The 1969-nt window shown below is 64.7% G+C and carries 3 protein-coding genes; all 3 read left to right on the top strand.

Going from position 1 to position 1969, the window contains the following annotated elements; translation table 11 throughout:
- A partial coding sequence (locus tag AC1D06_RS42470; RefSeq protein WP_477991568.1) for an SDR family NAD(P)-dependent oxidoreductase occupies positions 1–600 on the top strand: 600 nt, incomplete at its 5' end.
- Positions 601–635: 35 nt separating this feature from the next.
- Positions 636–1037, top strand: a complete 402-nt coding sequence (locus AC1D06_RS42465; protein ID WP_477991567.1) for a VOC family protein — start codon at positions 636–638, stop codon at positions 1035–1037.
- A 7-nt stretch (positions 1038–1044) separates the two neighbouring features.
- Positions 1045–1818 carry an SDR family NAD(P)-dependent oxidoreductase gene (locus AC1D06_RS42460; RefSeq protein ID WP_477991565.1) on the top strand — a complete coding sequence of 258 codons (774 nt, stop codon included), beginning with the start codon at positions 1045–1047 and terminating at the stop codon, positions 1816–1818.
- Positions 1819–1969 lie beyond the last annotated feature (151 nt).

Genomic DNA, 1969 nt, shown 5'->3' with positions numbered 1-1969 from the left:
GATGCCTCCCAACCGGTGGACATGGCCAAAGCGGTCGCGCTCGTGAACCGAAAACACGGCCCCGTCGATATCCTCGTCAATTGCGCCGGTGGCGGAGGCAACGCGCCGCTTGGCGAACTATCCGACGCTGAATGGTCGAAAGCGCTCTCAACCAATCTCGAGACCGCGCGGGTCTCCGCCGCCACCTGCCTGCCCGACCTGATCAAGACGCGCGGATCGATCGTCTTTGTCGCGTCGMTGGCGGGGCTCAGGGCCGTCCCCGGCGCGACCGGCTACATCGCGGCAAAGCATGCGGTGGTCGGCCTCATGAAGGCGATCGCCGCGGACTATGGTCCGTCGGGCGTCCGCGTCAAYGCGGTGTGTCCAGGCCTGGTGCGGACGGCGATGGCCGATGCCGTGATGGATCATTTCGCCGGCGAGAACGGGCTCGACCGTGCGGGGATGTATGCGCGGGCCACGGGGAAATACCCSCTGCGGCGGCCAGGCGAGCCGGWGGAGATCGCGCGSGCGATTGCCTTTCTGGCSAGCRAYTGGGCRTCGTTCATCACCGGGSAATGCCTGGTGGCGGACGGCGGCGGATCGGTCGTGGACGTGTTTTGATGGCCGGCGAGGGCCAGATTTCGAGGAGACGCAGYGTGTTTGCAAGGAATGTTGTTCATACCGGATACTTGGTCRGTGATGTCGAGCGCTCGGTSCGCTTCTATGAGAAGTTCGGCTTCAACGTCTATATCCGCATGCCGATGGGCGATGCCGAGCAGAACAAGATCGGCGAGGTGGTCTTCCTGGCGCTGCCCGCCGATGGGCCGCGTCTGGAGCTTCAACAGYTMTTCGCCCAGCCCGTGCTMGATGCCGGGAACGCCCGTGGTCACATCGGCATCACCATCGACGACATGRAGGTCGCGCTYGACGCGTTGGCGCGTGAAGGMATTACTCCGGAAACCCCGCCCTTCCGTCCGGTAAAGGACGGCGCGACGATCTGCTTCTTCCGCGATCCCGACGGCCATCTCGTCGAACTGCTCGCCGGTCTGGAGTTGTGAGGCGGTYATGACAGCACTACAACTGCTWCAGGACAAGGTTATYGCCGTCACGGGTGCATCGAGCGGCATAGGTCGCGCGATCGCGGTCGCCGCKGCTGAGGCCGGTGCGCGGGTGGTGCTCGTGTCCGATGTCAGTGAGAYGCCGCGCGAAGGCGGGCCYGCCACTGCCGAGTTGATCACCGGCCTCGGCTTGTCCGCACGCTTCGTCCGCTGCGATGTCAGCCGCCAGCAGGATGCYCAGGCCCTGGCCGCTGCMGCCGATGAATACGGCGGCCTYGACGGCATTGCCTGTAACGCCGGTATCGCGMTCGATGAGAACATGCTGACGATCAGCGAGGCAGATTATCGCCGGATCACCGCCGTCAATCTCGACGGCGCCTTCTTCACCGCCCAGGCGGCAGCGCAGTCCATGACGCGTCGCGGCGCCGGCGGGTCTATCGTCTTCACATCAAGCATGGGCGGGTTGCGCGGGTCAGCGATCACGACGGTCTATTCGTCGACCAAGGGCGGGGTGGTGCTGATGGCCGCCTCGATGGCCGATGCGCTCGGGCCGAAAGACATTCGCGTCAATGCTGTCTGCCCCGGCGTGATCGATACACAGCTTACCCGGACCGCCGGTGAATCCGAGCAGATCAAATCCATGGCCGGTCGCTCGGCGCTCAAACGCATCGGCCGCCCGGCTGAGGTCGCCGCAGCCGTGATCTGGCTGTTGTCGAACCAGGCTTCCTACGTCACCGGCATTGCCTTGCCGGTGGATGGAGGAACGACTGCAATTCTTTGAGGAAACGCCGTGCGGCGCTCCGCCCGGCCGACATACATCGATGACACCGACGCCGAACCTGAAGAGGAGAACGTTATGGCAGAGGCAGTGAAGGGGAGGGGCGTCAGTCGGCGCCAGCTTATCAAGAATACGGCCCTGGTTGGCGGCGCTG

The organism is Rhizobium sp. P2_G2 (genome assembly GCF_056403555.1).
The sequence above is the reverse complement of the archived record's forward strand: the minus strand, read 5'-3'. Positions and strand labels throughout refer to the sequence as shown.